The organism is Psychrobacter sp. CCUG 69069 (assembly GCF_021023115.1).
Lineage (GTDB): Bacteria > Pseudomonadota > Gammaproteobacteria > Pseudomonadales > Moraxellaceae > Psychrobacter > Psychrobacter namhaensis.
Window position 1 is genome coordinate 250,983 of the sequence record NZ_QQAI01000002.1, and the last position, 22,661, is coordinate 273,643.

22 protein-coding genes and 2 tRNA genes are annotated in these 22,661 nt (G+C 45.9%); 14 read left to right on the forward strand and 10 right to left on the reverse strand.

Annotated elements, in window-relative coordinates; translation table 11 throughout:
- Positions 1-79: 79 nt before the first annotated feature.
- The 5 genes from rimP to tpiA all read right to left on the reverse strand — a co-directional run bounded on the left by rimP (position 80) and on the right by tpiA (position 2,754).
- Positions 80-580 carry a ribosome maturation factor RimP gene (gene rimP / locus DVY93_RS02970; RefSeq protein ID WP_193005659.1) on the reverse strand — a complete coding sequence of 167 codons (501 nt, stop codon included), beginning with the start codon at positions 578-580 and terminating at the stop codon, positions 80-82.
- A 445-nt stretch (positions 581-1,025) separates the two neighbouring features.
- Positions 1,026-1,102 (reverse strand) — tRNA-Met (locus tag DVY93_RS02975).
- A gap of 123 nt (positions 1,103-1,225) precedes the next feature.
- Positions 1,226-1,310: transfer RNA gene (locus tag DVY93_RS02980), tRNA-Leu, on the reverse strand.
- A 142-nt stretch (positions 1,311-1,452) separates the two neighbouring features.
- Entirely contained in the window at positions 1,453-1,761 is a 309-nt protein-coding gene (gene secG / locus DVY93_RS02985) for a preprotein translocase subunit SecG (RefSeq protein WP_025652589.1), read from the reverse strand.
- 180 nt (positions 1,762-1,941) lie between these two features.
- Positions 1,942-2,754, reverse strand: a complete 813-nt coding sequence (gene tpiA, locus DVY93_RS02990) for a triose-phosphate isomerase (RefSeq protein ID WP_230708962.1) — start codon at positions 2,752-2,754, stop codon at positions 1,942-1,944.
- A 318-nt stretch (positions 2,755-3,072) separates the two neighbouring features.
- Between tpiA and pilB the strand changes: the two genes are divergently transcribed.
- The 4 genes from pilB (at position 3,073) to coaE (ending at position 7,953) form a co-directional block, all read left to right on the forward strand.
- Entirely contained in the window at positions 3,073-4,782 is a 1,710-nt protein-coding gene (gene pilB, locus DVY93_RS02995) for a type IV-A pilus assembly ATPase PilB (protein ID WP_230708966.1), read from the forward strand.
- Between the two features lie 222 nt (positions 4,783-5,004).
- Positions 5,005-6,228, forward strand: a complete 1,224-nt coding sequence (locus tag DVY93_RS03000) for a type II secretion system F family protein (protein WP_230708969.1) — start codon at positions 5,005-5,007, stop codon at positions 6,226-6,228.
- A 7-nt stretch (positions 6,229-6,235) separates the two neighbouring features.
- Positions 6,236-7,138, forward strand: a complete 903-nt coding sequence (locus tag DVY93_RS03005; protein ID WP_230709000.1) for a prepilin peptidase — start codon at positions 6,236-6,238, stop codon at positions 7,136-7,138.
- 128 nt (positions 7,139-7,266) lie between these two features.
- On the forward strand, positions 7,267-7,953 hold the full coding sequence (gene coaE, locus DVY93_RS03010) for a dephospho-CoA kinase (RefSeq protein ID WP_230708971.1): 687 nt from the start codon (positions 7,267-7,269) through the stop codon (positions 7,951-7,953).
- Here the strand turns inward: coaE and rlmB are convergent.
- Positions 7,916-8,686: a 23S rRNA (guanosine(2251)-2'-O)-methyltransferase RlmB gene (gene rlmB / locus DVY93_RS03015; RefSeq protein WP_193005664.1), complete on the reverse strand. Its 771-nt coding sequence runs from the start codon at positions 8,684-8,686 to the stop codon at positions 7,916-7,918. The two genes, coaE and rlmB, sit on opposite strands and share 38 nt — an antisense overlap.
- Positions 8,687-8,909: 223 nt before the next feature.
- A complete protein-coding gene (gene ppnP, locus DVY93_RS03020) occupies positions 8,910-9,245 on the reverse strand; it encodes a pyrimidine/purine nucleoside phosphorylase (RefSeq protein ID WP_193005665.1) in 336 nt (111 codons plus the stop codon).
- A gap of 686 nt (positions 9,246-9,931) precedes the next feature.
- Here ppnP and recN point away from each other — a divergent pair.
- The 7 genes from recN (at position 9,932) to DVY93_RS03055 (ending at position 15,744) form a co-directional block, all read left to right on the forward strand.
- A complete protein-coding gene (gene recN, locus DVY93_RS03025; RefSeq protein WP_193005666.1) occupies positions 9,932-11,611 on the forward strand; it encodes a DNA repair protein RecN in 1,680 nt (559 codons plus the stop codon).
- 118 nt (positions 11,612-11,729) lie between these two features.
- The gene (locus DVY93_RS03030) at positions 11,730-12,293 is read left to right on the forward strand and encodes a YqgE/AlgH family protein (RefSeq protein ID WP_230708973.1); all 564 of its coding nucleotides are present in this window, start codon (positions 11,730-11,732) and stop codon (positions 12,291-12,293) included.
- Positions 12,294-12,343: 50 nt separating this feature from the next.
- Positions 12,344-12,883: a Holliday junction resolvase RuvX gene (ruvX, locus tag DVY93_RS03035; protein WP_230709006.1), complete on the forward strand. Its 540-nt coding sequence runs from the start codon at positions 12,344-12,346 to the stop codon at positions 12,881-12,883.
- Positions 12,884-12,970: 87 nt separating this feature from the next.
- On the forward strand, positions 12,971-13,450 hold the full coding sequence (locus DVY93_RS03040; RefSeq protein WP_230708974.1) for a hypothetical protein: 480 nt from the start codon (positions 12,971-12,973) through the stop codon (positions 13,448-13,450).
- 75 nt (positions 13,451-13,525) lie between these two features.
- Positions 13,526-13,852 (forward strand): sulfurtransferase TusA, encoded by a 327-nt coding sequence (gene tusA, locus DVY93_RS03045; protein WP_230708976.1) that lies wholly within the window; start codon positions 13,526-13,528, stop codon positions 13,850-13,852.
- Between the two features lie 59 nt (positions 13,853-13,911).
- Positions 13,912-14,850, forward strand: coding sequence for a site-specific tyrosine recombinase XerD (gene xerD / locus DVY93_RS03050; RefSeq protein ID WP_230708979.1), 939 nt, complete (start codon positions 13,912-13,914; stop codon positions 14,848-14,850).
- A gap of 285 nt (positions 14,851-15,135) precedes the next feature.
- Positions 15,136-15,744 carry a class I SAM-dependent methyltransferase gene (locus DVY93_RS03055; RefSeq protein ID WP_230708981.1) on the forward strand — a complete coding sequence of 203 codons (609 nt, stop codon included), beginning with the start codon at positions 15,136-15,138 and terminating at the stop codon, positions 15,742-15,744.
- An 84-nt stretch (positions 15,745-15,828) separates the two neighbouring features.
- Here the strand turns inward: DVY93_RS03055 and lptG are convergent, their stop codons facing one another.
- A complete protein-coding gene (lptG, locus tag DVY93_RS03060) occupies positions 15,829-17,037 on the reverse strand; it encodes an LPS export ABC transporter permease LptG (protein WP_230708984.1) in 1,209 nt (402 codons plus the stop codon).
- Positions 17,037-18,314 carry an LPS export ABC transporter permease LptF gene (locus tag DVY93_RS03065; protein WP_230708987.1) on the reverse strand — a complete coding sequence of 426 codons (1,278 nt, stop codon included), beginning with the start codon at positions 18,312-18,314 and terminating at the stop codon, positions 17,037-17,039. The genes lptG and DVY93_RS03065 overlap by 1 nt, the downstream gene beginning before the upstream one ends.
- 604 nt (positions 18,315-18,918) lie before the next feature.
- On the opposite strand from DVY93_RS03065, the gene DVY93_RS03070 reads away from it, so the two are divergent.
- From DVY93_RS03070 to sstT, 3 genes are all read left to right on the forward strand, one after another.
- Positions 18,919-20,577, forward strand: coding sequence for a leucyl aminopeptidase (locus DVY93_RS03070; RefSeq protein ID WP_198334615.1), 1,659 nt, complete (start codon positions 18,919-18,921; stop codon positions 20,575-20,577).
- Between the two features lie 36 nt (positions 20,578-20,613).
- Positions 20,614-21,090 (forward strand): DNA polymerase III subunit chi, encoded by a 477-nt coding sequence (locus tag DVY93_RS03075; protein ID WP_230708988.1) that lies wholly within the window; start codon positions 20,614-20,616, stop codon positions 21,088-21,090.
- Positions 21,091-21,297: 207 nt separating this feature from the next.
- Entirely contained in the window at positions 21,298-22,500 is a 1,203-nt protein-coding gene (sstT, locus tag DVY93_RS03080; protein ID WP_193005676.1) for a serine/threonine transporter SstT, read from the forward strand.
- Positions 22,501-22,567: 67 nt separating this feature from the next.
- Here sstT and DVY93_RS03085 read toward each other — a convergent pair.
- Positions 22,568-22,661: IS3 family transposase (locus DVY93_RS03085; RefSeq protein ID WP_230709008.1), on the reverse strand; the 94-nt coding region annotated here is incomplete at its 5' end.

A 22,661-nucleotide genomic window follows, 5' to 3' on the forward strand; every position in this document is an offset into this window, starting at 1 on the left:
ATTGACTTAAATTTTATCATTTGTGTGTTGCTATTATATTTTCATTATCCGCTATTGGGAGCGTATGCATCCTAATAGACTAAACCTCTGAATAAACCAGATTGGCTTTATCAATATTACTCAATGCAATCTCAAACTGCTCACCATCACTTGACGTCAGTTTCAAAGACGTGGCATCGATACTGTCTAAAGTGCCAGTTGCTTTACGGCGTTTTTGATCGCCTTCACCAATGGCTTGTATCAAACGTAAGCTCACGGTCTGACCAACATAAGCGTGCATTTGCTCATCTGAGAAAAAAGCACGATCAAATCCGGGTGAAGATACTTCTAAAATGTACTCACCAGCGATAGGGTCATGAACTTCGAGGATACCACTTACTTGGTGGTTTACCGCAGCACAGTCTTCGATGGTAACTTGCTTATCTTGAGCTTGCTCTTCTGGCAGTGCCTCAATATAAATACGTAGCAAAGAGCGACGGCCTTGTGGCGCAAATTCTATGCCCCAGAGTGCCACATCACAGGCGGCTACCGCAGGGGCAATAATATTGGTCAGTTCTGCAACTTTGGTCGAAAGCTTCATAATCTATTTATATTTTCCTATTCAGTATCTATCGTACTTGGTAAACCGTCTCAAGTTTTTACTTGGCTGTTATTTACTCTTACCCTTAGTATTCACTTGCTCTTAGGAGTTACGGTTACTATTGTATGGTAAATCATAATAATGTGTTGTGCATTTATATAGGGATGAGCCTAAAAAACATCAAGCTCAGCCAGACAATGCTTTTATTATTCATAAAGCAGTACTATCGATAAAAGAGTAAGGAATAACAGATAGTGACGCTTAAGAAAAATCGCGTTAGTAGCGGCAAGTGACGGAGAGTATTGTACTCTATAGACCTAGAGCTTAGCACAAGTAGGATAGATACCGCGATAACACTGACCATCAGATACAAAAAAACCCACAAACATAATGGTGGGCTAATCGTTACTGACAAATTTAGTATACAAAACATCAGTATAAAAAGTGGTAGCGGGGGCTGGATTTGAACCAACGACCTTCGGGTTATGAGCCCGACGAGCTACCAGACTGCTCCACCCCGCATCAATCTAGAACGCATATTATAGGGAGGTTTTGTAGAAGTGTCAATACTTTTTTTAAATAAATTATAAAACAAGTATCTCTGCTAAAAAATCCAACCTGACGCTATGCTACGTCTATAAAACTTGGTGCGATTGGGGGGACTTGAACCCCCACAGCTTGCGCTACCACCCCCTCAAGATGGCGTGTCTACCAATTCCACCACAATCGCATTTTACTACTCTGTGATCTAGTCGCTAATCTACGGTAAATGACGCTTAAGGTAGGCATCTATAGATCAGGACTTGCGAAAACAGGAAAGCATTGTAAATCTAACCTAGCAAAATAGCAAGCACTGCCTGCTTAAAAGACCGTTACTGAGGATTCTGTGTCAATGGACGCGGGGTTTGGGGGGCCGAAACGGGTGCATCTAAACGGAACTGATCTTCGGCTTGCTTACGAGCGTGAACCGCGAGCGTCATACTGGTGATAAAAAATATAACGGTGAGCACCGCGGTCGCACGCGTCAAGAAGTTGGCAGTCCCTGCGGCACCAAATACGGTGCCTGATGAGCCAGCACCAAAAGAAGCTCCAGCGTCTGCCCCTTTACCATGCTGTATTAAAATCAAGCCGATCATGGCAATCGCCACAATAATATGCAGGGCTAATATAAACGTAAACATGGTGGCCTCTTTTGCCGCGTAATGACGACTGATAACGGAAAATAAATCTTAAGGTTAATAAGGATAGTCATCAGCGTGTCATCACGCTGAATCGACTATATAAATAAGGCGCATTGTACATGATTACAAGGGCACTGTTAAACCTACTTTTGCCAACTGATAAAGACACTGATAGTCACACTAAGCGTTCACACGATTAAAGGCATTAGCGATCGCCAAAAAACTCTCCGCCTTCAATGAAGCCCCACCAACCAATGCCCCATCAATCATCGCATCTGCCGCAAAGCTCTCTGCATTATCGGCATTGACACTACCGCCATATAATACGGTAATCGCCTCTGCTGTATCAGCAAGGCCTGCCACCTTTTGCTTAATATGCTGATGGGTTTTGCTGACCTCTGCCACGGTAGGCACTTTGCCAGTACCGATTGCCCATACCGGCTCATAAGCGATGATAAAGCGCTCAGACAATGATGAAATAAGTTCTGGCTGCTGAATCAGTAAATCCTTAATGACCGCTAACTGAGCATCGATAACTTCAAGGGTTTGCTGATCATCGTACTGCGTTTGCGTCTCGCCAATACAAAGTACCACACCCAAATTTTGGGCAAGAGCATGAGATAGCTTCTGCACTAGGCTATCATGAGACTCTTTGTGATACTGGCGGCGTTCAGAGTGACCTACTATCGTCCAAGTCGCACCGGCATCTGCCACTTGCTGCGCTGAACAATCCCCTGTATACGCGCCAGTACTCGCACTATGGCTACTGATATCTTGCGCCGCACACAGTACTGAACTATTCTTTAGACGCGTACTGACAGCCGCCAAATGGATATAGCTTGGTGCCACCATTAACTGGCAGCGACTGTTGGGGTGTTCTGTATCCGCTTGCTCTTCAGCATTGATCGCAGTCAATAGGTCATCCAACAACACGTTGACGTCGTGGCTCGTTGCTGGATTCTGTTTCCAATTGCCAATTACCCAAGCTTGCATACTCATCTACCTTGTTTCATGTATTCATGCCAATTCGGCTAATATGCGCGCCAGTATAACAAATAATTTACAAGTGCTATAGTATGGTGCTCCAGAAACAAAACAGACGCTAACAGCTAGAGTCGACTGATATTTGACTCAGCGGTGATTCTTTGCGGATGAGCCGTTTAATAGTCTAACTAAAAGCCTTTAAACTAAAGTAAAATAAAGTTCTATCTTACGACGTGAATGAGCAGTCTATTAGATAGAAGCTCAATATAGATAGTATGTAAATTTCAAGCAACAGTGCAAGGTACTTGGTATCAAGGAGAGGTCGTAATGTCTATCACAACTGGTAAATATGGTGGTTTAGCGCAGCAGCTCATCAACGAAGGTGTCGTTAGCGAAGCCCACATGAAAACGGCACAAACTGAGTCTGCGCAGCAGCAAATAGGGCTAGTGCCGTACCTAGTAGACAACAAACTGGCTGATGCTTCTCAACTTGCTCAAATGCTATCACAGGCCTTTGGCGACCCTTTATTCGACCTGGACGCACTAAACCTCGATGTCATTCCAAAAGACTTAGTGGATGAAAAAATTGTTCGTAAGTTTAATGCGTTGCCACTGTTTAAGCGCGGCCAGCGTTTATTTGTCGCGTTAAGTGATCCGACCCGTATCGATGCCATCGATGCCATTGCTTTTAATTCTCGCCTGTCTATAGAAACCATTGTCGTCGAAGAAGACAAGCTAAAAAGGCGTATTGAAAGTATTTACGCTGATACCATGCAAAACTTTGACAGCTTCTCTGACAGCGATTTAAACGTTGGGTTTGAAGAGGGTGAAGAAGACGAAGGTGAAACCAAACTCACCGATAGTGTCGATGAAGCACCAGTGGTAAAGTTCGTCAATAAAATGCTGGTAGATGCCATTCGTATGGGGGCATCAGACTTACATTTTGAGCCGTATGAAAAAACCTATCGCGTGCGCTTTCGTGTCGATGGCGTGATGCAAAAAATGGCCAACCCGCCCGTACAGTTGGCTGGGAAAATCGCCGCACGTCTAAAGGTGATGTCACAAATGGACATCTCGGAGCGCCGCGTGCCGCAAGATGGACGTATCAAACTAAAACTGTCTAAAAATAAAGCCATTGATTTTCGGGTCAACTCTTTACCGACCTTGTTTGGTGAAAAAATTGTTCTGCGTATTTTGGATCCCTCATCAGCCATGCTCGGTATTGAAGCATTGGGGTATGAGCCTGACCAAAAAGAGATGTTTTTAGAAGCACTGCATAAACCGCAAGGCATGCTCCTCATCACAGGTCCTACCGGCTCGGGTAAGACCGTCTCTCTTTATACGGGTATCAATATTTTAAATACGGGGGCAACCAATATCTCAACCGCCGAAGACCCAGTCGAGATTAACCTAGAAGGCATCAATCAGGTCAACGTCAATCCTAAAGTGGGGTTGACCTTTGCCAATGCGCTCAAGTCCTTTCTGCGACAAGATCCTGATATTGTGATGGTTGGTGAGATTCGTGACCTTGAAACGGCGGAGATTGCGATTAAAGCTGCGCAGACAGGCCATATGGTACTTTCTACCTTGCACACTAACTCGGCACCTGAGACCTTGACGCGTCTGCGTAATATGGGTGTGGCTTCCTTTAATATTGCGACGTCAGTCAATTTGGTCATCGCTCAGCGCTTAGCACGCCGTTTGTGTAAAAACTGCAAAAAACCTATCAATGTGCCTCGGCAAAGCCTGCTTGAGCTCGGTTTTCAGGATGCTGACTTGGACAATACAGACAATGTGATTTATGAGCCCGTCGGCTGTAACGAGTGCCGCGAAGGTTATAAAGGGCGTGTGGGTATTTACGAGGTGATGAAAGTCAGTCCAGATATTTCGCGAATTATCATGGAAGACGGTAACGCTATAGACATCAAAGACGCGGCACTCAAAAACGGCTTTCGGGACTTGCGCCGCTCTGGCATTTTAAAGGTACTCCAAGGTGTCACCAGTATTCAAGAGATGATGCGGGTCACCTCTGAATAGTTGTCATTTCAAAGTAAAAACAACCTCACCGTTTGTGAGGTTTTAGTGGTATCAGCGCTGACTTTTATGCGCCAGCCGTCACCTCGACCAGATGTACTTAAAAATAAAACAGATGGACACTGGTTTTTTACGCTAAAATAAAGTAGACGCACTAAACATTATTGGCTAACTGTCCGTTCATACTAAGTAATGTCCAATGAGACAGTTTTTGAGGGTAGTAACATGGCAAAAGCTAAGACCGATATGCTGTTAGACTTTGTCTATGAGGGGGTAAACCGGCGCGGGCAAAAAGTGAAAGGGGAAACCACCAGTCGTAGTTTAGAGTTGGCCAAAGCAACCTTGCGTAAACAAGGTATTACCGTCAAAGGCATTAAGAAAAAGCCCAAACCCCTCTATACCTTCAAAAAATCCATCAAACCTATTGATATTGCTATTTTTGCTCGGCAATTGGCCACAATGATGAAAGCGGGCGTACCACTGACCCAGTCTTTTGAGATTGTCGCCGACTCCCTTGACAATCCAAGTATGAAAGACTTGGTGCTGCAAATCAAAGCCGATATTGAAGCAGGGGGAACTTTTGCGTCTGCGCTACGTAAACACCCTCGTTATTTTGATGACCTCTTTTGTTCACTCGTAGATTCTGGTGAGCAATCAGGTGCGTTAGAGACTATGCTCGAACGGGTTGCTACCTATAAAGAAAAAAGCGAGTTACTCAAAGCGAAAATTAAAAAAGCCATGAAATACCCTATTGCGGTTATTGTGGTAGCCATCATTGTTACCATCATTTTGCTCATAAAAGTAGTACCAGTGTTCTCAGACCTATTTGCGTCCTTTGGCGCAGAGCTGCCAGCGTTCACGCAAATGGTGGTGGGTATGTCTGAGTGGATGCAAGCGTGGTGGTTTATTTTGATCGTCGTCATTGGCGGCGCCATTATCGGCTTTGCAGAAGCCAAAAAACGCTCTAAAAAATTCCGTGATTTTTTGGATCGCGTGGTATTAAAAGCACCGATATTTGGCAATATTGCTTATCAAGCCGTCATTGCCCGTTTCGCTCGTACGCTGTCTACGACTTTTGCTGCGGGTGTACCACTTATTGACGCCTTAGACTCGACTGCGGGGGCGGCAAATAATGTGGTATTTTATAACGCCATTCAGCAAATTAAAAATGATGTCGCGACCGGTCAGCAACTACAGTTCGCCATACGCTCAACCAATTTATTCCCAAGCTTGGCCATTCAAATGGTCGGGATTGGTGAAGAATCTGGTAGCTTAGAAGAAATGCTAGACAAAGTGGCAGTATATTACGAAAACGAAGTCGACAATGCGGTGGATGGCTTAACCAGCTTAATGGAACCACTGATTATGGCGGTATTAGGGGTATTGGTCGGTGGCTTAGTGATTGCTATGTACTTGCCAATATTCCAAATGGGCTCAGTGGTAGGATAACGATTTGATGCAATTTATACAGTTACTCCAAGACAATACGGCGCTAGCTTTGGTCGTGTTTGGTCTACTAGGTCTTTGTGTTGGCAGCTTTTTGAACGTGGTGATTCACCGTATCCCTCTGATGATGGTCTATAGCTGGCGGCAAGAGTGCAGCCAGTTTATGACTGAACAAGCAGACATGCCGCGTAAACATACCCTGCCCCTTGCTAGTATTGTCACAAACGATCAACCTATTACTTTGAGCCGGCCAGCCTCACGCTGCCCGCACTGCGCGCATAAAATCAGATGGTATGAGAATATCCCCTTAGTAAGTTGGTTGCTACTACGCGGGCGTTGTTCAGACTGCAAAGCTACTATCGGTCTGCGCTATCCTTTGGTTGAGCTGACCACTGCGCTGCTATCGGTGCTGGTTATTTATCAATTTGGCGTTAATGCTACTGGCTTGTCAGCATTAGTCTTAGTATGGACGCTCATTGCTTTAACAGGCATTGATTTTGATACGCAGCTCCTACCCGATCGCCTCACCTTTCCTCTAGCGGGTTTGGGCTTGGCAGTCAATTCACAAGGTTTGTTTGTCTCTTCCACTCAGTCGATCTGGGGGTTATTGCTTGGGTTTTTATCGTTGTGGATAGTGGTTAAGGTGTTTTACCTAATTACTAAAAAACACGGTATGGGACAAGGGGATTTTAAGTTATTGGCCGTGCTGGGCGCTTGGCTTGGGCCACTGATGCTGCCGTTGATTATTTTACTGTCATCCTTGCTAGGGTCTATCGTTGGGCTTATTTTAATGAAAAAACAGGGTGAGAGTCGACCTTTCGCTTTTGGTCCTTATATCGCGATTGCTGGTATCATTGCGTTATTATATGGCTCAGATATCGTCAGCTGGTATCTTGGCATGTATACTTACTAAAACGCTTTGTTTAAGTGCCTGTTGAACACACGTCAGAGCGCTCCCCTATAAGTCAACGAATAGCCAGCACAATATTCGCTCACTTTAACACTGTTATCACTATACTATCCGTCAGATAAGTCACCATTATGTCAAAAAACAACGCTTCACCTTATTCTCATGAGCCACAAACACCCCAAAAGAAAAACAAGACATTAGTAGTCGGATTGACAGGGGGTATCGGTAGCGGCAAATCCGCTGCCAGTGCTTGGTTCGCTGAGCAAGGCATCGATATTATTGATGCGGATGTCATTGCCCATGAAATCGTTGCAAAAGGCAGTCCGACCTTACGCAAAATCCAAAGAAAATTTGGCGACTGGGTATTAAATGGTGATGGATCGATGAACCGAGCGGCGGTAAGAACGCACGTTTTTACCCATCCTGAAGCACTGATTGAGTTAGAAGCAATCACGCATCCAGCGATACGCGAGACGGCAAAATCTCAGTTGGCAGCGAGCACATCACCTTATGTCGTGTTGTCAGCACCCCTGCTCATTGAAGCTGCAGAGGCAGGGCTTGCTAATTTATGCCAACGTATTTTAGTGATGGACGCCACCGAGGACACGCAGCTGGCGCGTGCCAGTCAGCGTGATGAGCAAAGCGTACAGAAAATTAAAGCCATTATGGTGAATCAGCTGAGCCGTGAAGAGCGCAACCGTCATGCGGATAACGTCATACTCAATGAGAGTGACCTTGACGCTCTTTACTTACAATTAGAACCGTTGCATCAAGAGTATCTTATACTTGCCCAGCAGCTAAAGTACGCTGTCGATTGACCTCGTATAACGCCATACCCGTGGCAACACTCACATTGAGACTTTGTAGGTTGCCATGCTCATTCCCTGACATGGGGATATAAACCAGCTCATCACAGCTCTCGGTGGTCAGGCGGCGCATGCCCTCTCCTTCTGAGCCCATAATGATCGCCGTCTTACCAGTCAAATCGGCGGCATGTATCGGTTTGGCATCAGCACTCAGTGCGGTACCGAAGACAAACACGCCTGCCTGTTTGATTTGTGCTAGCGTACGGGCCAAATTGGTGACGCTGACAATCGGCATCATTTCTGCCGCGCCCACGGACACTTTGGCCACGGTTGGCGTCAGGCTTGCTGCATGATGTTTTGGACAAACGACTGCATCCACACCCATCGCCACAGCGGTACGCAAACAAGCCCCAAAATTATGCGCATCGGTGATTTGATCGAGTACCAACAGTAAGCACTGCTCACGTCCGGCAATCGTGTCAAGCAAGCCTTCATCAGCGAAGCCCAACGGACGAGCATGCAGTACGACGCCTTGATGTTGCGGGCTACCACACAACTGAGTGAGCTTATCTTTTTGCGCCGACTGAATACTGATACCATTGGCATCAGCTTGTGCCATGATGCTCTTTACGTGGCTATCGCTCTCGCGCCCTTGCTGTACAAATAAGCTCAGCCCATCAAGAGGGCGATGGTCAAGTAAGGCATCAATCGCGTGAATACCATAAAAATAAATGGGTTTTGCCATAATAGGCCTACTGAATATAAGTGGATATCGCGCAATGCGACAAAGTAAAAAGAGGGTTAGCGGTAATTGTACCAACTAATCGATGACTGGTTAGCAAAAATGTCAGCCAATAAAAAAAGAAATAAACAACACCAATTCGATATTGTTTATTTCTTGAGGACTTTATGGCTAGTATGGGACATCAATGACGTAAGCGTTTAACGCCCTATTACTGTCAGTTCTATCAGCCTTCTAAATGGCAAATATACTGAACAATTTCTTCGGTGCGTAGATTAAATCCACTATTCCCTTCGACCACGAATGACTGGCCAGCACGATAATAGCTGAACTCTTCATCACCATTTATTTTCACCTCACACTCACCGCTGATGATCTCAATACGTTCAGAGGTGTTGGTACTAAAATGATAATGGTCGACCAAATTATCACAAGGCAAAATAACGCCCAACGTTTTATGGCGACCGTCCTCAAACATGATGGTATGGCTGGAACAACGACCATCATAAGATATTGTCGCCTGGGCATTGACGGTAACATTCGTAAATTGCGCCGCTGTCATAGTGGCTTCCTTATCAAATAATTATGGCAAAACTAAAAAATAAGTAACTGACTTCAGTCAGCTAGCGTGTGCATTTTAAAGAAGCGCGCGGGCTTAGATGCCGCTTGCTTTTATGTGAAACACCTATGCTTTAATCATAGAGGCAGGTTCTATGAAAACATACTGATACAAAGACTCAGTTGCATACCCTTCTAATTTTACGAGATTATGACTCGTTGTCATATAGAAGGATGCATAAATCCAGTGGTAAGAGTTTATCATTATGTGAGATTATGCTACCACATTATATCTATAAAGTTTGTTAAAGCGACCAGTAAATTCTACTTGTGGTTCAACTTGTGATGTTTGACTCACAGAGTTTTTAAGGAGCTGTGTTACTCAGGTGCGTGCCTTATGTAAGACGGTACTATCGCTGACTGGCTAAATTTGTACATCGTGTAGATCACATCATGCTGACTAAGAATGGCCCCTCTTTGAGGATTTTATGGTAGTCTTATTACGTCATTTTATCTTATTCATTGCCTTTAGTATTTGTATTTAAAAGTATTTAACACCATAATATTTGCCAATCCCATGTATCTATTTATTCCGATTAATTGACTCATTTTATTCTTTTATTCATCCTATTTTAGATGTGACATGCCAGCCTTCTACGTGAGGCTCCTTGTCTGTCATGAGAGGCGTTGATGCTCGTATCATTAACTTTACATCAATTTGCGTTAATCGCTCAGCATGAGCTGAATATTGCTGGAGGCTTTAATGTCATCACCGGTGAGACGGGTGCTGGCAAGTCATTATTACTGGATGCGCTTTCCTTATGTGCAGGCGAACGCGCAGATAGCGCGATGGTCAGGCATGGCGCCGCGCACGCAGATATTTATGCGCAGTTTGATGTAGAAAACAATGCTGTTGTTGCTGATTGGTTTGCAAAAAATGACAGACCACTAGAAGAGCCTGAAGTGTTGATTCGCCGGCAATTGAGTAACACTGGCCGCTCAAAAGCGTGGTTAAATGGTACGCCGGTGAGCCTCGCTGAATTAAAAAGTTTGGGGTCATTACTGGTTAATATTCATAGCCAACATGCCCAGCAAGCCTTACTCAAGCCGCAGTTTGTGGTGCAATGGCTGGATGAAATGGCGCAGATATCCCCTCTTGCTGCGCAAACCGCAAGCAGCTATCAGCAGTATCAACAGCTTAAACGTCAGGCTGATGATATCGCCAGCCGTGAATCGCAACGCCAAGATCGCATCCAACTGCTACAAAGCCAACTTGCGGATATTGCGCCGTTACTGGCCGTTGACTATACAGATGTCGAAGCGGAGCACGAAGAGCTGTCTAATATTGAAGCGCTGATGACGGAGGCCAGTCATGGTTTGCATCTACTAGATAATGACACCGACGAACCAGATGTCATGACCCTGCTAGGACAAGCGATCAAGCTCTGTGATCATCAAATAGGCGTCAGCCAAACCTTTGAGCAAGCGTCTGAGCAACTGCATTTAGCACAGCAGCAAATTACGGAGGTGACGGCGTTACTCTCAGACTATGCAGAGCAGCAACTGCCTGACCCTGAGCGCTTGCAAACACTAGACAGCTTAATCAGCCTAGGGCACCGATTATCGCGCAAGCATAATTTGCCAGCGGGCGCATTGATTAATGAAGCACAGAGCTGGCAAGCGCAGTTAGAACAACTAGAAAACGAGCCCAGCAGTGACGCGATGGCGTCGCAAATCGAACAAGCTTGGCAAGACTATGTGGCGTTGGCCACACAATTGAACAAGGCACGCTCGAAGGCCGCGCCAGTCGTCAGCAAACAACTGATCAAACAGCTGCAGCCCCTCGCCCTACCCAATGCGCGCTGTGAATTCGTCTTTACCAAAAAAGCCGGTCCGAGCCAGTATAATGCGCAAGGCTGTTTTGATATTGACTTACTATTTAGTGCCAATGTGGGTATGCCGATGCAGCCACTACATAAAATCGCCTCCGGGGGTGAGTTGTCACGCATGGCGCTAGTGATGCAAGTCATGCAAGCGACCAATGCCGACAACAATGCCGCCAAGCCCATGCTGGTATTTGATGAGGTGGATGTCGGTATCAGTGGTGGCACTGCACAAGTGGTCGGTGAGCTATTACGCGCACTTGGGCAAACGCAGCAACTGCTCGCCATTACCCACCAAGCACAAGTGGCCGCGCAAGCGCATCAGCATATCTTGGTACAAAAACATCATCAAGAGCAGACAGAGAGTGAGCTGTTAATATTGACAGACAATGCGCAAGTCGATGAGCTGGCACGCATGTCAGGCGGCGTCACCATCACTGACGTCACTCGTGATCATGCCCGTAGTTTATTGACCGATGTTAAATAAAAGTCAGTTGCCTCAACTAACGATCTAGCCACTGATAAATATTTGCTTTGGTTGATTTTCTACTCATTATCGCCATATAGTGGTCTCTCACCTTTATTATTAGGTTGCGTTTGTCTCTATGTCTAAAGCTAATTTGACCCATCACTTCTTAATCGCGGCGCCAGAGCTATCAGACCCAAGGTTTGAGCAGGCCTTAATCTATATTTGTCGTCATGATAAGCATGGGGCACTAGGTCTTATGATCAATCGTCCGCTAGAGCAATCTCGCGTGGGCAAACTCTTAGAAGACTTAAATATTGAGGTGACTGACTCGCAAGTGATGGAGGATCTGGCATTAGAAGGTGGGCCTATGTACCCTGAGGTTGGCTTTGTCTTGCACACAGGTCAGCCAGAATGGGCCTCTTCTTTTGCTATTTCAGAAAATGTCTGTATTACGACAAGCCAAGATATTCTTAAACGGATCGCGGCAGGTCAAGGTGTGGGTCATTATCAGCTGTGCTTGGGTCATGCCAGTTGGGGCCAAAAACAGCTTGAACGCGAATTAGATAGCGGCGACTGGCTGGTGTGCCCAGCCGATTTGAATTTGTTGTTTGATACACCGTTTGAAGAACGTTGGCAGATTGCCGCTGACAAGATTGGCGTTAATTTTGACTATCTTAGCAGCGATATCGGACACGCTTAATATCGTATTCTCTATGAATACAGACATAAAAATAGGTAACATCCTTTATGATGGTAGATCGTACTCCTATAACAGATAGCGACGATAGCTCAGAGATGGGGGCTAGTAGCATCGCTGCACCAGCCGTCAAACCGCATCTGGTCTTGGCCTTAGATTATGGCGTCAAAAAGATGGGCATGGCGCTGGGTAATACCATTACCGAAACCGCACGTGCCTTTGATATCCTAGCGATGAACAATGGTCAACCAGATTGGGACAATTTACTGGGCATTATTAAAGTGTGGGGCGTGGCAAAAGTGGTGGTGGGGTTACCACTGAATATGGATGGTAGCAGCTCCATGCTCTCAAAACGGGCACACAAATTTGCCCGCCGCTTAGCCCATAGAATCATGGAGCAGCATTTACCAGTAACGGTATCTCTGTGTGATGAGCGCTTAACCTCAGTCGCTGCCAGGGAAATAGCGTGGGAAAACGGCTGGATTAAGCATGAGCGCGCGCCGATTGATGACATCTCTGCGTGCATCTTGATGTCGACCTATTTTGCTGATCCTAATACCAGTCTTGCCATTGATGCCATCAAAGCAGATTAATTGAGTGACCAGTTTTTCTAACGTTCCACTACAACACGGCTATTTTCTGATAGGTCGTAACTCTAAACGGATACATGACTGATTACTATGACCACTGTCTCAGACCAATCCTTGCAAAATAAGTCGCAACACGGCTTTGCCCCGCTTGCCATCGCTCGTATTAAAGGCGCCCAGCGTGCAAACCAGATAGCGATTTATCTCATTTATGCTGCTCTCTTCGCTTTTGTGGTCTTTGGTACCATTGCCAGTATTAAAGCGTTCCATGACAATCAGCTGCTTTATCAATTGTTTTATAATTTGCCCTATGCGTTGGTCGCGCTCACGATTCCTATTACTGTTTATGATGCCTTAGTCATTTATCGTTATCGTCTGAACCAACCATCGATGATTGCGCTGAGCATTGGCGTGTCGACCATTATATTGATCGGTGGGTTATTATTTGCCGACACGGTATGGCTCGGTCTAGCGTCTTGGCTGGGTGTGGCGTTTTTGTTCAAAGTGACTTTTAAGCGCTTCTTTAACTATTTAGAAGTGCAAGAGGAATCTGACATTGTCGAAGAGACATAAAGTACGCGCCTAAAAGCACGTCTGTGCATTACTCTTGTATTTTAAACTTAACTTTATTGATTCAAAATTACCATTATGACTACTTCTATCACGCAAACGGCTATCAACCATCATTTAGACACTCAAGGACTGATCTGTCCTGAGCCGGTCATGATGCTGCATCGCACCATTCGTCAAGCGGATGGCGGTGATGTGATTGAAATACTGGCGACCGACCCTGCCACCACCCGTGATATTCCTAATTTTTGTCGTCATTTAGGGCACACGCTTGTCCAACAAGAAACCCTAGCTGACGACGTGAGCTTGGATATAGATCCTGATGAAATCATGGTCGCTGGCGATAATGATGAGCCTACGAATGGCACGCTTTATCGTTATTTGGTTAAGAAAAAAAACGCGTAACCTTTTCTTTCTGACGTTGATTTACTGTCAATTTTTAGCCATCCTCTGAGTATTGTCTTATGAGTCGTGATCGCGCCGTACAACAGCGACAACCGAAAGCCTTGGCAGTAGATGATGAGCCTAGCTACATGACTGAGTTTCGTCAAGCTATGCTGGCGCGTGGTCTGGCGACACGTACTCGTAATGCTTATGTCCGTGATTTGCGCGCTTGTGAATTAACCAATCCTATCGCTTTGACCCGCTGGCAGCCTGACGATGTGCTGCACTGTCTCTCCTTTGTTGCGCGGGACGGCAAAACCCCACGTACCCAAGCGCGCATGCTCTCAAGCCTGCGTCAGTTTTATTTATGGATGATCGTTAGCAATCTGCGTGAAGACAACCCCTGTGAGCGTATCAAAAGTCCAAAGCTTGGTCGTCCGCTACCGAAAGATTTGAGCGAAGCGGATGTCGATAATCTACTCGCTGCACCCGATACCAGCACCGCCCTCGGACTACGCGACAAAGCCATGCTAGAGGTGCTCTATGCTTGCGGTCTGCGCGTCAGCGAATTGATTAATCTGTCACTTGAGCAAGTCAATCTCAATTCTGGCTGGTTACAAATCACGGGGAAAGGTAATAAAACGCGACTGGTGCCCTTAGGCGAATATGCTAGCGATGCGCTAGAAAACTATCTGTCTCATGGGCGTGGCGATTTGATTGCGCACTTAAAATCAGGTAATTGCCAAGCGGTGTTTTTGACCGCGCAAGGTGGCTATATGACGCGGCAGAACTTTTGGTACTTGCTCAAAAAATACGCCAAAGTTGCCAGTATTGACAAAGAGCTATCACCGCACACCTTACGGCACGCCTTTGCCACTCACCTGCTAAATCATGGGGCAGACTTGCGTAGCGTGCAATTGTTATTGGGGCACAGTGATCTATCAACGACGCAAATTTATACCCATGTGGCAACGGCGAGGTTGCAAAAGTTGCATGCTGAGCATCATCCGAGAGGGTGAGAACCGTTAAAACGAAGCACTGCTTCGTTAGGTTCGCAAGAGAAAATCCCTTACAGAGGACTTTTCTATAAGTGTCCTTTGCGTCTAACCGTCCCGCTCAGAGTGACAGATACAAACAACAGGCGCGATTGGCTCTTCTTGCATTTGTAGAAATACAATTCTCTCAATCCATAGCTGCAAACTTGCCCTTTTCTCGTTACAATACCCTTAATAACGTGCGTCATGATGTGCCCACTGTCTGACTGGCAGCGCACCACCTTTTACTTATCTATATTTGAGAATCCCATGAGCCATAGACCCCCTGCTGACTTATTAAAAAACGCCGAACACTGGCGCGAAGACATTCACTTTCGCCAAGACGTGCTGGGTAAGCCATTTGACTTTTCGACCACGTGGGGCATTTTTTCGCCACAAAAGCTCGATGATGGCAGCCTGATGCTGCTCGATTATGTGGACTTTCAAGCGGATGATGATTCGATAGATTTGGGCTGCGGCTATGGTGTGCTTGGTATGACAGCCGCGCGTGAGTGTCCAAACGGTCAGCATACACTGATTGATAAAGACTTTATGGCGGTAGAATATGCGCGCCGTAACTGCGAAAAAAACGGTCTAAAAAATGTCGATGTGCATTTATCTAATGGCTTTAACCATGTGGCAAAGGACAAAGACTTTAGCCTCGTCATGTCAAACTTGCCTGCCAAAGTTGGCAAAGAGCAGCATTACTTATACTTCCTCGATGCCTATGCGCGAATGCGTCAAGGCGGGCGTTTTTATGTGGTGACGATCAATGGTCTGCGCCAGTTTATGAAGCGCTCATTTACCGAAGTGTTTGGCAATAGCGAGAAAGTCAAACAAGGCAAGACTTATACGATTACCATGGCCACCAAAGATTAACTTTTTGACGGCCTAAACGTTTAAAAACCGAACAAGCAAAAGCCCGCCAAAACACAAATATTTTGGCGGGCTTCTTTATGGCTACTACATTTGCCGCTTGAGTAAATAACCACCCAATACCGCACTAACAACAATCGGTAACAGCACCATAAATAACGGCGAAAATCCAGTCGCGAGCGAGACAAAGCCCACCAAGTCTTGTACATAACTGAACAGCAAGCCAAACAGTAATGCCACGACGATACGCAAACCCAGACTGTGCGTTCGTAGCGAACCAAACACGAATGAGCAAGCCACAATCACCAAAGATAAAATAGACAACGGCGATAACAGCTTTTGCCAAAATGCCAACTCATGGCTCAAAGAGCGTTGACCTTGCTGACGCATAAACTGACGATGCTCATACAACTGAGTCAATGACAAATCCTCTGCCTTGCGCGTGAGTAAATACACAGACTCAGGGGCAAATGGCAGGCTTAACGTATCAGATGGTGAGATGGCTTGGCTACTGTCAAACCCTTGGTTGATGGTGAGTTTGGTCATGTTGTTCAGCTGCCACTCGTAACGATACTGCTCGCTCGGTTTGCTGTTATTAGCATCTATAGGTTCGCGGCCGATATACTGCCCACCTTCAGCGTGGACGGCCGTTTGCAAATTCCCGTCATTATCTAAATGCCAACGCTTGACTTCACCGATATTGCCTTCGACATCAGCATAGTCGATATACAAAATATCGCTGCCATCAGGCTTGGTATCGCCACCCTCTGAGCGCTCAAAGCGCGGCTGCAGTGTCCAATAACCGCGTACCGACGTGACCAACGAACTGCTGTCCTCCTCATTAATCTCTTTCGCCAACTGATTGGAGTGCGGTAAGACAAACTGATTGATAGCCAGCGCTAACAGGACAAAGAGCAAAGCAGGCTGTAGCACCCAGCCGACAATACGATACACGCTCACTCCAGCGGCGCGCATCACCACCAGCTCACTTTTATTGGCGAGCAAACCCAAGCCTACCACCGCGCCAAGTAACGCACCCGTTGGGATAAACTGCTCTAAAAAGTAGGGGGAGCGATAAAAGATATACTTGATCGCCTCACTCATCGTGTAGCTCTCATCTAACGAATCAAGCTCTGATAAATAAGAGAAAACCAACTGTAACGCCCACAGACCTAAGACCGCGGTGATAATAGCAAGCAGCGCGTTGCGTTTGACATAACGACTCAGTACTTTTAAGTTGGTCGGTTTTTGCGCAAGCTGATCAGTAGCCGGTGATTTTGCAAATAAAGAACGCATTAAGACCGCCCTCCTTGTGAGCCACTGCTTTGATGATCAACAGTCGGTAAAGGGTCGTTTTCTGGTTTGCGAAAGCGCAACCGATGCTGTACGCGGCTTCCCCAGTTCAGATAAAGCGCCAACGCCATAAATCCTACAATAAACCACGCATAGGCCCACACACTGACACTGCCTTTACTGACCGCATTTTTGAGCGAAATAATACCCAGCGCGCAGCTAACAAATAACAAAATAGAGGGAAACAGACGCAACCAACGGCCTTGGCGGGGGCGCACTTGTGCCAGTGGCACCGCTAGCATAGGTGCAAGAATCATCAACCAAGGTAGCGCCAAGCGATAACCAAGCTCACCTTGAGCGGCACGCAACGCATTGTCACTACTCGCTACTTGCGCACTACCAGTCGCTGTCTGCCACAGTGGTCCAATCGCTTGAGTCTCAATATTGTCTTCTGTGATGACTTCTTTCGATGATTCAATCAAGGTGATTCGATAGCGATCAAAGCCCACTTGATTATATTTTAGACTACCGGCGGCGACCTCATAGCGGCGACCTTGGAATAAGTCTAACTGGGTCACACCGCTATCACCTGTGTCTACTTGTTCAGCGCGTTTGGCTAAAGTGATGGTGTCTTTACTGATAGCGTTATTGTTGACCCGCGCGTTTGGCAACTCTGGAATATTTAGTTGCTCGGCAGTCTCGGGATCAATATGATTATTGACATCAACAGCGGTACTTTTATCAGCGGACCCTTTTGAGTTCGGTTCAGATTGGATGAGGATCACATCTTGCAACTGCTTTTTATCATCGCTCAAACTACCCACATACAAATGATAATTGCCGCTACTGATAAACTCATTGGGACGAATTAAGTCAAAGGCACTGGTCAACGCTTGCTGCTGCCAAACTGCCTCAGATGAACGCACGCCCCACGGTTTACCGACGATGGACAGCGCCGCTTCACCGACAAACAGTACCAGTATCAGGGGCGTCATCAAGCGGGCAAGCTTACCCCGCGACACGCCGCTGGCATTGATCACTGCCATCTCTTGATCCACATACAAGCGCCCAAACACGAGCATTAATGCGATAAAAAATGCTAACGGCAGGATTAACTCTAAAAAATACGGCAAATTATAACCAATAATCGTAAATAACAAGCTGATATCTAGGTTGCCCTCTGCCGCAATACCAAAGTAACGGATCAACCGCCCGCCAAGCATCATCACCACTAAAAACCCCAATACCAAGGCGGTCGTTGAGGCAACTTGTTGAGTCATGTAGCGGCGTAATATCACAATAGGCACTCTTAAAAAAAGGTTGGTATTCGCACGATTCATCGCAGGTTTATTGATCGGCTACGGGCAGACTCAAGCACAATCTATAACTCCTATCAACACAGAGCTGTTCTAGCAGATAGTTAAACAGGCGTAAAAACAACTGGGCTACTAAGTAGCCACACCGTATAAACATTAGCGATAAAGATAACCGCTAATCCTAGCATATTTTGGTAAAAAATGGCTGTGAAATGTGTTTGAATCATTGCTTACATTTTACTGAGAACATCATAAAAATAACCGATAGTAAGTGTCATAAAGCCCGCTTAAAACATACACTACACTAAGTGACGCGAGTTTTTTCTGTTAGATTTTTACTATATTTACTGTAGAAAGATTTGTTTACCCTTCTTATCATTGACCACGAGAAGAATAGCGTAAATTGGCATAGCAGACTTGCTCGAATGTATTAGCTAAGGCGTGCTCACTGCGCACCCACCTCGCAATATGCTACACTACGGTGGTGGCTTAATAAGTCAAATGATTTAACAGAGATAACCCATTACATAAATTCTGCTATTTTCATAACTCTAATAAGGATAATTATATGAATATTAAATTAACCCAAAATTTACCAAAAACGCACACGCAAAAAATACTCAAAAAAGAAGCCAAAAGCAAAGACGCGGCCTGCCTTGTCGTCTTAGTCGATGATAAGAAAAATATCTTGGCCGAATCAGTCTTAAGCGATTACCAAACGCGCATTGAGCAATTGATTGAGGTATCCCACTTTAATGGTAAAGCCTGCGAAACTGTAGCTGATTATGCCTTAGCGGGTGACAAAAAGACCACGAAGCAAAACCCAGTACAGCTATTGTTGGTGGGTGTTGGTAGTCTTGATAAGCTTAGCCAAAGCGGATTGCAAAAAATTGCCAATACCATTTATCAAAGCACGCAAAAACGCGTCGACTCTATTACCGTTGCTTTGGATGATGCCTTAGAAGACAATCAATTTGGCCAGTTTGCGCTTAATTTATTGGCAGCGAGTTATCGTTTTGATAAATACAAGTCTGAGCAAAAAACGCCTGTGTTAACCGATATCTACTTACTGGCTGATAAGTCATTGCAAGAGACGCTAGCGTTTGCTCAAGCGGTCTTTGCTGGCCAAAGCCTGACCCGTGACGTTGCTAACGAGCCAGGTAACATCTGCTTCCCAGCTTATATGGCAGAACAAGCGCAAGAACTGGCAAAAACCTATCCTGACCTCTTAAACGTCACGGTACTGGGCGAAGATGAGATGTCAGCGCTGGGTATGGATTGCTTCTTAGCGGTAGCGCAAGGCTCTACTAAAGAAGGCAAGCTTGTCTTGATGGAATATCAAGGTAAATCAGCATTTAGTGCCAATGCTAACAACGCTAGTAACGCGACTAACAGCGCAAAAGCGACCGGTGGCCTAAAAGCACTGGCGGATAAATTGCCGACGAAAAAAGCGTCTAAAAAGGCAAGTAAAAACAGTGATACCACTACGGACGTTGCTAATGACGACGCACCTATCGTCTTAGTCGGTAAAGGGGTTACCTTTGACTCAGGCGGTATTTCAATCAAACCAGGCGCGGCCATGGATGAGATGAAGTTTGACATGGGTGGTTCAGCCTCAGTCCTAGGTACGATTAAAGCCTTGTGTGAAGCGCGTCTACCGATCAACGTCGTTGGTGCGCTTGCTTGTGCGGAAAACATGCCATCAGGTGATGCCACCCGTCCTGGTGATATCGTCAAAGCCATGAACGGCAAATCAGTGGAAATCTTAAACACGGATGCTGAAGGTCGCTTGGTACTGGCCGACACACTATGCTACGTGCAGCGCTATCAACCAAAAACCATTATTGATGTTGCTACCTTGACCGGTGCCTGTGTGGTTGCTTTAGGGCACGTACGCTCAGCGGTGTTTAGTAACGATGAAGACGTATTGTTTGATCTTGAAAATGCCAGTAATCTATCAGGCGATCTCATTTGGCACATGCCAATGGATGATGAGTATCAAGCACAGCTTGACTCACCCATCGCTGACATGCAAAACATTGGCGGAAAAGGCGCAGGCTCTGTGACCGCCGCGTGCTTCTTGTCGCGTTTTGTCGAAGAAGGTCAAGCGTGGGCACATTTAGACATCGCTGGCACGGCGTGGAACTCAGGTAAAGATAAAGCCGCAACCGGTCGTCCTGTCCCCCTATTTATGCAGTATTTAAAAAACAGTGTAAATATGGCTTAATGAACTCATGAAAAACCACTTTATGACAATCATTTTATGAACATTAGCTTTTATGTTTTAAGCGAGAGTAAAGCCCAAGATTTCTTGGGCTTTATTTGTCAGCTGACCCAAACCGCGCTCAATAAAAGCTCTCAGTCTGTGCTGATACTGGTAGAAGATGAGACACTACTGTCGACGCTTGATGAGGCCCTATGGGCACAAGAAGCGACAAGCTTTATACCGCATCAACGCCTTCTAGGCGCTCATACTGAAGCCGCTGATCCTGATATCGCAGACACTCACAAAACATTAGCGCCTGTTTTGCTTGGCAGTCATATGCCAGCCGATTTTAGAGGTATTGTACTTAATACTACGGTGCATCCTGTCACAAGCGTGATGGCAGCAGCCACCAATGCACAGCCTACTCGGGTGCTTGAGCTGATAAAACCTGATCCTAACAGCGTGCAAGAAGGTCGTCACAAGTACAAAGTTTATCAACAATTGGACTATGAGCTGACCCACTTTAAAGTTTAAAAGATACAGCTTTAAAACGTCTGTATTTTAAAAAAAGCCGTCCAGTTTCCCTCATACCAAGTCCTACGCTTTTTTTCTGAGTCCTATCGGCCTAAGCAGGTAGGGGTTAGAGGTAGGCGCTTATCTTAAAAAATGCTACCATCCATCGATTCTTTGTCTATTTTCGTTATAAATTTCTTATTTATTGACTAACTCGAGGGTGTATAGATGCGTTCATTGATTGCGATGTACCAGCGTATAGGGCTGGTACCGCTGATTATTATTGGTTTGGTACTGGGTGTGATAATTGGTTGGCTAGCACCAAGCATCGGTATTGCATTGGGACTGTTGGGCACACTGTTTGTTGGCGCGCTAAAAGCAGTTGCACCAGTATTGGTATTCGTTTTGGTCATGGCCGCCATTAGCCAACACCGCAGTGGTAATGAAGTTTATGTCAAACCAGTGCTTATTATGTACATGTTTGGCACTTTTTTGGCGGCGCTCACCGCGGTAGGAGCCAGCTTTTTATTCCCAACTGAGCTGGTCTTAGTAAATGCGACGATTGAGCAGGTACCACCAGCAGGCCTCAAAGAAGTGTTGACTAACCTGCTTATGAATTTGGTTGCCAATCCGGTTAGTGCGATTGCTGAAGCCAATTACATTGGTATTTTGGCATGGGCAATTATCATCGGCTTTGCTCTACGTCAAGCCAGCGATACCGCGCGTGCCGTGGTCAATGATTTTTCTGATGCCATCTCACAAGTGGTGAAATGGATCATTGCCCTAGCGCCTTTTGGTATCTTAGGTTTGGTCGCTAATACCGTCGCTGAGACAGGCTTTGCCTCTCTAGCAGGGTATGCGCGTATTTTATTAGTACTGGTCGGTTGTATGCTGTTCATTGCTTTAGTTGCCAACCCTATTATCGTACTGATCAAGACAGGCAAAAATCCTTATCCACTGGTATTCACCTGCTTGCGTGAATCAGGGATTACCGCTTTCTTTACTCGCAGCTCAGCGGCCAATATTCCAGTCAACATGAACCTTGCGCGCAAACTGGGCCTACACGAAGACACGTATTCGGTGACGATTCCACTTGGCGCAACGATTAATATGGCGGGCGCGGCGATTACGATCAATGTGTTAACGCTTGCAGCAGCGCATACGCTCGGTATCGAAGTCTCATTTGCATCAGCGCTTTTATTGAGCCTAGTCGCAACGATCAGCGCGTGCGGAGCGTCTGGTGTTGCTGGTGGTTCACTGCTCCTGATTCCATTGGCGGCAAGCTTGTTTAGCATTCCAAATGACATTGCCATGCAAGTGGTGGCGATTGGCTTTATCATCGGTGTCATTCAGGACTCGGCCGAAACAGCACTGAATTCATCAACTGACGTACTATTCACAGCAGCAGCGGATCCTACTTACTCGCGTTAATCTTCAAAAATTTTACAAACAAAAAAGGGCTAATTGAACTGACCCCCAAATGTTGGACGGTTTAAGTTTATATCAAGGACTGAGTTCTGTACTGCACAGGACTCAGTCCTTTTAGTTTCACTTGAATACGCTCATGATTGTAATAGTGCATGTACTCATGA

Coding starts and splice junctions, on each gene's coding strand:
- rimP (WP_193005659.1), bottom strand. CDS start 580: ATGAAGCTTTCGACCAAAGTTGCAGAACTGACCAATATTATTGCCCCT.
- secG (WP_025652589.1), bottom strand. CDS start 1,761: ATGTTTACGTTTATATTAGCCCTGCATATTATTGTGGCGATTGCCATG.
- tpiA (WP_230708962.1), bottom strand. CDS start 2,754: ATGCAAGCTTGGGTAATTGGCAATTGGAAACAGAATCCAGCAACGAGC.
- pilB (WP_230708966.1), top strand. CDS start 3,073: ATGTCTATCACAACTGGTAAATATGGTGGTTTAGCGCAGCAGCTCATC.
- DVY93_RS03000 (WP_230708969.1), top strand. CDS start 5,005: ATGGCAAAAGCTAAGACCGATATGCTGTTAGACTTTGTCTATGAGGGG.
- DVY93_RS03005 (WP_230709000.1), top strand. CDS start 6,236: ATGCAATTTATACAGTTACTCCAAGACAATACGGCGCTAGCTTTGGTC.
- coaE (WP_230708971.1), top strand. CDS start 7,267: ATGTCAAAAAACAACGCTTCACCTTATTCTCATGAGCCACAAACACCC.
- rlmB (WP_193005664.1), bottom strand. CDS start 8,686: ATGGCAAAACCCATTTATTTTTATGGTATTCACGCGATTGATGCCTTA.
- ppnP (WP_193005665.1), bottom strand. CDS start 9,245: ATGACAGCGGCGCAATTTACGAATGTTACCGTCAATGCCCAGGCGACA.
- recN (WP_193005666.1), top strand. CDS start 9,932: ATGCTCGTATCATTAACTTTACATCAATTTGCGTTAATCGCTCAGCAT.
- DVY93_RS03030 (WP_230708973.1), top strand. CDS start 11,730: ATGTCTAAAGCTAATTTGACCCATCACTTCTTAATCGCGGCGCCAGAG.
- ruvX (WP_230709006.1), top strand. CDS start 12,344: ATGGTAGATCGTACTCCTATAACAGATAGCGACGATAGCTCAGAGATG.
- DVY93_RS03040 (WP_230708974.1), top strand. CDS start 12,971: ATGACCACTGTCTCAGACCAATCCTTGCAAAATAAGTCGCAACACGGC.
- tusA (WP_230708976.1), top strand. CDS start 13,526: ATGACTACTTCTATCACGCAAACGGCTATCAACCATCATTTAGACACT.
- xerD (WP_230708979.1), top strand. CDS start 13,912: ATGAGTCGTGATCGCGCCGTACAACAGCGACAACCGAAAGCCTTGGCA.
- DVY93_RS03055 (WP_230708981.1), top strand. CDS start 15,136: ATGAGCCATAGACCCCCTGCTGACTTATTAAAAAACGCCGAACACTGG.
- lptG (WP_230708984.1), bottom strand. CDS start 17,037: ATGCGTTCTTTATTTGCAAAATCACCGGCTACTGATCAGCTTGCGCAA.
- DVY93_RS03065 (WP_230708987.1), bottom strand. CDS start 18,314: ATGACTCAACAAGTTGCCTCAACGACCGCCTTGGTATTGGGGTTTTTA.
- DVY93_RS03070 (WP_198334615.1), top strand. CDS start 18,919: ATGAATATTAAATTAACCCAAAATTTACCAAAAACGCACACGCAAAAA.
- DVY93_RS03075 (WP_230708988.1), top strand. CDS start 20,614: ATGAACATTAGCTTTTATGTTTTAAGCGAGAGTAAAGCCCAAGATTTC.
- sstT (WP_193005676.1), top strand. CDS start 21,298: ATGCGTTCATTGATTGCGATGTACCAGCGTATAGGGCTGGTACCGCTG.